The organism is Mesotoga sp. B105.6.4, from assembly GCF_002896535.1.
Taxonomy (GTDB): domain Bacteria; phylum Thermotogota; class Thermotogae; order Petrotogales; family Kosmotogaceae; genus Mesotoga.
The window spans coordinates 121,357-127,562 of the sequence record NZ_JWIM01000007.1 but is presented as its reverse complement, the minus strand read 5'-3'; the positions used below and the strand labels follow the sequence as shown (position 1 = coordinate 127,562).

The window sequence follows — 6,206 nt, the reverse complement described above, 5'->3', positions numbered from 1 at the left end:
TTAATAGCCAACTATATCTTATTATCAGTTGCCACTACAAAATATAGACAAAAAAATACCGTTTACGAAACCATGCGGGTTTCAGACGCTATCTTCTTTGTTTTATGGGTCCAAGTGATAAAGTCAAGAAAATAGAGAGCCGATTATATTACCCCTTCTCTTCAAAGGAATGTCGATCAATGATCGTACTCTGACTTTCTTAAGACCATCGATGAACGGGCTAATTCCCTCAATCTCAAGATTTGACACACTCAGAATTCTGTCTTGTCTAATCAGATCTAGATATTCATTTGCATACTCTCTGTTCATTGCGCGGTATTTCTCTGTATTGACTTTATCTTTCTTGACATCAAAGCTGATTGCAAGTTGAATTTCTCCGAGATCGGTCAGCATATACACCCCTACTCGATCAACCTGCAGAAAAGAACCCACAATCTCAAAAACTTTCTTCATGAATTCATCAAGCGAAAAATCCTTCCCGCCTGCTGCTTTCGAAGACTTCAAAAGATGACTGTGCCCTTCGTCCTTGAATTCCTGAAGTCTCATGGCTTCAGTTACGACGTAACAAAGCGTACAACCTATCCTGAAGATAGTCTATATATGTAATTCGTCCACCAGCCCTCGCTCTCTTCCATGTGATACTTCTCAGCTTCAACCTTCTCTGGTATACCGGTCTCCCAGGCTCTCTTAAGCGCTTCAAATAGTTTGGTTCTTTCGATACCTTGAAAGACGGCCTTCAATTCTCTGCCAATGGGTTTCAAACCATCTTCTTTCCTCTCGCTACTTGGAGATTTGAAGTTTTTCAGGAAGAAAGTCTCGCCATCTACACTTGTTAGAATCAGAAGACCACCATCCATCTTCTCTATCAGTTCGCGATATCTGGCTTCGCTCTGAATGATCTGATCTTCTATCTTTCTTATCCTCAGTGATATCTCTAAAGATCAGTATTATCCCGGCAGTCTCCCCATCTTCCCTTGTTATGGGTGCTGCCGAATCACGATTGAATAAATCTTCCCATTCTTGGATCTTAGCCCTGTGTGATTTACCAACCCTATTTTCTTACCTGTTTTCAGAACGAACTCCACGGGAATCTCGGCAGGTTCTCCAGTATCTTCACCGAAGATATCCATGATCTCTCCAACCCTCTTGCCGACTATCTTGTCTTCATTCAGACCGATTAGGTCACATGCAACATCATTTGCAAATGTCACTATTTTGAACTCGTCTGTCGAAAGGACAGCATCTCCTATACTTGAAAGCGTAACTCTATAACGTTCTTCGCTTTCACGAAGAGCTCTCATCGATTCTATTCTTTGAAGAATCTTCCCGAGTCGTTCCGCCAACGAAAGTACGATCTGACCCTCTTCATAAAGAAAAGCTATCTCTCCCTCTCCGCGATAGAATACAGAGATGCTTCCAACCTCTTTTCCTCTCATCCTTATTCGTTCGCGAATGAAACGTTCGCTCTTCATGAAGACCTCTAATACGAAGACCCTATCTCTAAGAGAATCGCCGCACAAGTATTTTCTGGTTCAAGAAATGCGTCGGGTAACATCCTTAGAAGTCCCTTCAGTATTTGCTCGGATGAATCCTCTGCTTCATTCACAAGTCGCGAGAAGTTGTGTAGGAGACTCAGTTCTTTCTTCCTCTCTCTTAACTGCGCTTCGACACTAAGCATTTCACTCATAGTCTACCATTCCCTGCTAGCCATTGCCCGGTCCCCCGGTTACTCGATTTCCTCCGCGCCCCTTTGATGTATACAGATTCCTGTCCGCCCTCTTAATCATATCTTCGAGTTCGTTTTCGTGTTCTTTCAGAGAGGCTGTTCCAAGGCTTGCTTTCACATTGATAGGCGTACCGTTGAAAACGATTTCCGATTCTTCAAGTGAATGACATATCCTAAGTGCTGCCTCTTCTGTTCTTTGCGCATCCGTCATCGGCAAGAGAACAATGAATTCGTCGCCGCCGTATCTACCGAAAATGTCGGCTGCCCGAAGAATCCTGCTGCAAATCTGCGCCACTCTCTTCAAAACAAAGTCTCCTGCTAAATGACCGAGGTTGTCATTCAATTTCTTGAAATTATCTATATCGAACATTATGAGCCCCATATCTGTTCCGTATCGCTTAGATTTTTTGATTTCTCTCTCTCCAAGCTCGAACAACCCACGCCTATTATAAATACCGGTGAGGTAGTCCCTTATTGAGAGCTCTCTTACCTCTTCATGGAGTCGAGCGTTGTTTATCCCTATCGCGGCAATATCTGCAAAGGCCTTCAAGGCCTCCAGATGACGGATCTTGAAGGCCTCCGCTTCCTCACTGTCCACTGCGATCATCCCGATTGGCTCATCTTCAATAATCAGAGGTACACCCATCCACGATTTGATAAAGAAGAAATCCGGTTTGTTGAACTGCGGGTATTTCTTCTGAGCGTCAGCAGCAAGAACTATCAGTTTGTTCTTCACTACGTCGAAACCTGGACTTCCCTCCTCCATAGTGAATCTTGTACCAACAAAACAGTCTCTGCCCGGCCAGCTGCCTCCTACTATGAGAAGCTCGTCCCCGTCGACAAGTTCAACTGCGGCGCTGTAAAACGGAATAACTTGCCTAAGACCTTCAACGATAGATTCAATTACTGTCCTCATGTTCAAGTCCCTTGTAATCGCCTCTGTTGCCTTTCTTAAGGACTCTGAGGTGATGTGATTCCTCTTTGTGATAACAAGGTTCTTAATTTTGCTAAGTGAGAGCGACATCGTTGTGCCGACCAATCTGTAAAGGTCTATGCTTTCCTCTGTGAGACCAGTTACTCTTTCAGTAAGACTCTCAAAAGTTCCTACAATTTCATCGTTTGACTCAAGAGCTATGCAGACGTATCTTGACTCCTTCCCTTCAACTATCAGATTATCTACGAAGATGCGGTTGCTGATAAGCTTGCCGAACACTCTTTCGTCCGTTCTCACGTTTGTCGGAAAGAGTTCGGTGTCTCCTCGTGAAACCTCGAGATCAAAGGGCTCTTCTTCGCTAAAGGTAATCCGACAACCTACAACTCCCTTTTCTTCGTAGGCTCGGTTTGCAATCTTAGAGGCAGCTTCCTGAAGGTTATCTCCGCTCAGGACGAGAACGTACAAGTCGTTCATGAAAAGCATCATACTGTCTCTTGCTTTCAGCTCCGCTTGAAGCTTCATCTCGTCCGTAACTTCTCTTGACGACATGGTCCAACCTGCGATATTTTCCCCCTCGAACAACGGGCTTACTGCCGTCTCCATCCAAATTACCTGACCACTCTTCGTTCTTGCTCTGTACCTGAACGAACCGTGTCTCTTCTCTCGAAAAAGTGCTTTCGATTCTGCAATAACCCTTTCAACATCGTTCTTTTCGACAAGATTAAGCGCATTGGTACCTAAAAGCTCTTCTGGGGAGTACTCCATAGTACTTAAAACGGAAGGTGACACATACTTGAAAATCAAGCGTTGATCCGCAACTGCTAGAATGTCAAGAACATTTCCCTCAAAGTTTTTCAGCAGTTCATCGCTTCTCAAAAGCCTCTCTTGAAGAGCCAACTCACAGTCTTCATGATGATCTTCAGTGATACGCCCTCTTGCCTCTAGTAGAATTGAACAAAGTACCAATTTGAGGAACCTCTTCTCTTCTTCCTTCCACTCTCTGCTCTTTGAATCAGCTCCGCATACAAGAATTAATCTACATTGTCCTGCAGAATAATCTATCGTCATAGAGTTCTCTGTGATCTCCGAAGTATTGCCGGGAAGTCTTGCTTCGATGGTCTTCTTAAGGTTATAGATCTCGTCACTCTCTACTCTTCGGTTCCCCACTCTAATAACGTCAGAGGCTTCACTTCTCCATTCGCAGACTGGCTCGATAGAATATGAGCCCTTTGGGGAGCTTTCGACCTTAAAAAGGCGCAGACTATCCGCAGATATGGATCTGCCCGCTATCATAAGAGCCTCAAAGCGTCTCCCGCCAGAAGTAATGATCTCAGTGATCTGCTCTAATGAAGTGAAAAGATCAGAGAAATTGGCTCTCATAGCTTCCACCAAGTACAGAAAAGACGGTTGATCGTCATTAATTAATTATATATCATCGCAACTCCAAGACCAAATAAATCTCTTGATCCTGCGGTCGCCAGTAGTCCTCTCATTACAACCGTTGTCGATGCAACTGGACTTTTCATCTACTTCAGCGTTGCAACGCTTCTTCTATAGCTTCCGCTTGGATGAGAATGCTTCAGATCCTCTACGATCCAATGATCACAATACGTATATTGCTCTATAGGTAATAACACGAAAGGATCATCGTGTCACCTCAGACTTGAGGGCAGTGATAGACTTGATTATCTGGACGAGGAGGTGTTGAATGCGTTTTCTCGAAGAGTACCTTGAAACTGAGGTGAAGCCTGCACTCGGATGCACTGAGCCCGGCGCGGTCGCCTTCTGCACAGCAACAGCGGCAAGCAAACTGAAAGGTAGCATTAGAAGAATTAACGTTGTAACAAGTGTGAGTGTCTACAAGAACGGGATGTATGTTGGAATACCTGGGACCAATGAGAAGGGAAATGAGTTTGCGGCCGCGTTGGGAGCTATTTGTGGAGATGCTGCTCTCCAGCTGGAAGCGCTTAAGCCATGCCGAATTGAGTCAGTGGAGTCTGCCAGAAAGTTGATTGAGGACGGCGCAATCTCCGTTAGGTGCGATCCTGATCGTACTGGGGTGTTTATACAAGCGGTCGTAGAAGATGAGAACCATGTAGTGCGGTGCACGATATCCGGTAGTCACACCAGTGTCTCGATGATCGAGATCGATGGAATGCCTCTCCCAATTGAGGAGCAGGCAATACCTTCTGCCACAATTGATTTCACTCCTGATGAAGTTTTTGATTCGGTCGAAGCAATCAACAACAGAGAGATAGGTAAGATCTTTGAAGGGATAGATATGAATCTTGATATCGCAAGATTTGAACTTGATAAAATCCTGTCTTCAAGAGAAGGCAGTAGTTACAACGAAGATGGTCTTGGATATAAGATTCGAAGATACTGTCTTGCAGCATCGGCTGCGAGAATGTCCGGTGCTCCGCTTCCAGTAATGAGTAGCGGAGGAAGCGGGAATCAGGGAATAGTTACGACTCTCCCTGTTGCGCTCACGGGTCTGCACTTTGAAAAAAGGAAGGAGGATATCGCTAAAGCAGTTGCCATAAGCCACCTGTTTTCCGGCTATATCAAGAAGAAGTTGGGAAGGGTAGCCCCGATCTGTGGATGTGTAACAGCTGCCGGAACGGGGGCAACAGCTGGCATAGTATATCTTCTTGGAGGATCAAGACAGCACATTGAACAGGCAATGCTTACAATCCTTTCGAGCACAACGGGAATAATGTGTGATGGTGCCAAAGAAGGCTGCGCCCTGAAGGCAGGCCTTGGAGGACATGAAGCCTATTGTTCCGCGATGCTTTCACTGAACAACCTTGGAATCGACTCAGATCAGGGTTTCATAGCTCCAACTCTAGACAGATCTATTGAGAATATTCAGCTTCTGCTCTCCAAAGGGATGTCGAACATCGATTCCGCAATAGTCGAGGTTCTTGAAAACAGAAAGAATAGGATGTGATGGCACCGACAATTCACTCAGGTCGATTTTCGTATGGAAATAAATCAACTAGACTTCTTGCGGGAAAATACCAGTGAACCTCCCGCGCCAAAGCGATGATTCTTCGAGAGCCAGGACTCTGGAGCGTTATTGCGCGACTCCTTCATGAAACCACGATTCTCTGGTCTCCTTTGCTCGAGAATGTACGATAACTGTTTCAGCTCATTGTCCAGGCTACTCCAGACTTCCATGAGAGTTCCATCTTTACGACTTTCTTAATTCTCATCTATGGCCCTTTTAAGCTCAGAACTGTCTCTTCCGACAATCTTCGAATGAGCAAGGACTGATTTGAAAGCCGAAATGGTTTTCAGCCCAGTCCCAGTTATTATTGCAACGGCAGAATAACCTTTACCAACTATTCCAGCTCGATGGGCTTTGATAAATCCTGCAACAGACGCGGCCCCGGTTGGTTCGGCAAACAGGCCTTCGTACTTCGCCAACAGCTTAACTGCCTTTACCATCTCTTCATCAGACACAGAGAGTGCAAATCCGTTAGAGCTAAATATGGCCTCGAGTGCCAAATGGCCGTCGAGAGGACAAGGCACACCTATCGCAGT

Annotated in this window: 5 protein-coding genes and 2 pseudogenes; 2 read left to right on the top strand and 5 right to left on the bottom strand. The window is 45.2% G+C overall.

Features of this window, described 5'->3' with window-relative positions; genetic code table 11:
• Positions 1–123: 123 nt before the first annotated feature.
• The 4 genes from RJ60_RS02850 to RJ60_RS02830 all read right to left on the bottom strand — a co-directional run bounded on the left by RJ60_RS02850 (position 124) and on the right by RJ60_RS02830 (position 4,040).
• Positions 124–504 (bottom strand): GAF domain-containing protein, encoded by a 381-nt coding sequence (locus RJ60_RS02850; protein ID WP_180979889.1) that lies wholly within the window; start codon positions 502–504, stop codon positions 124–126.
• A gap of 74 nt (positions 505–578) precedes the next feature.
• A complete protein-coding gene (locus tag RJ60_RS02845) occupies positions 579–857 on the bottom strand; it encodes a hypothetical protein (protein WP_103133962.1) in 279 nt (92 codons plus the stop codon).
• 120 nt (positions 858–977) lie between these two features.
• Positions 978–1,472 carry a PAS domain S-box protein gene (locus RJ60_RS02840; protein ID WP_103133961.1) on the bottom strand — a complete coding sequence of 165 codons (495 nt, stop codon included), beginning with the start codon at positions 1,470–1,472 and terminating at the stop codon, positions 978–980.
• A gap of 231 nt (positions 1,473–1,703) precedes the next feature.
• On the bottom strand, positions 1,704–4,040 hold the full coding sequence (locus RJ60_RS02830) for a diguanylate cyclase (protein ID WP_103133960.1): 2,337 nt from the start codon (positions 4,038–4,040) through the stop codon (positions 1,704–1,706).
• Positions 4,041–4,121: 81 nt separating this feature from the next.
• Between RJ60_RS02830 and RJ60_RS16470 the strand changes: the two are divergent.
• Positions 4,122–4,217 (top strand): annotated as a pseudogene (locus RJ60_RS16470) (magnesium transporter); the annotation flags it as partial.
• A gap of 151 nt (positions 4,218–4,368) precedes the next feature.
• Complete coding sequence (locus RJ60_RS02825) at positions 4,369–5,610, top strand: serine dehydratase subunit alpha family protein (protein WP_103133959.1); 1,242 nt, start codon at positions 4,369–4,371, stop codon at positions 5,608–5,610.
• Positions 5,611–5,864: 254 nt separating this feature from the next.
• Here RJ60_RS02825 and RJ60_RS02820 read toward each other — a convergent pair.
• Positions 5,865–6,206 (bottom strand): annotated as a pseudogene (locus tag RJ60_RS02820) (pyridoxal-phosphate dependent enzyme); the annotation flags it as partial.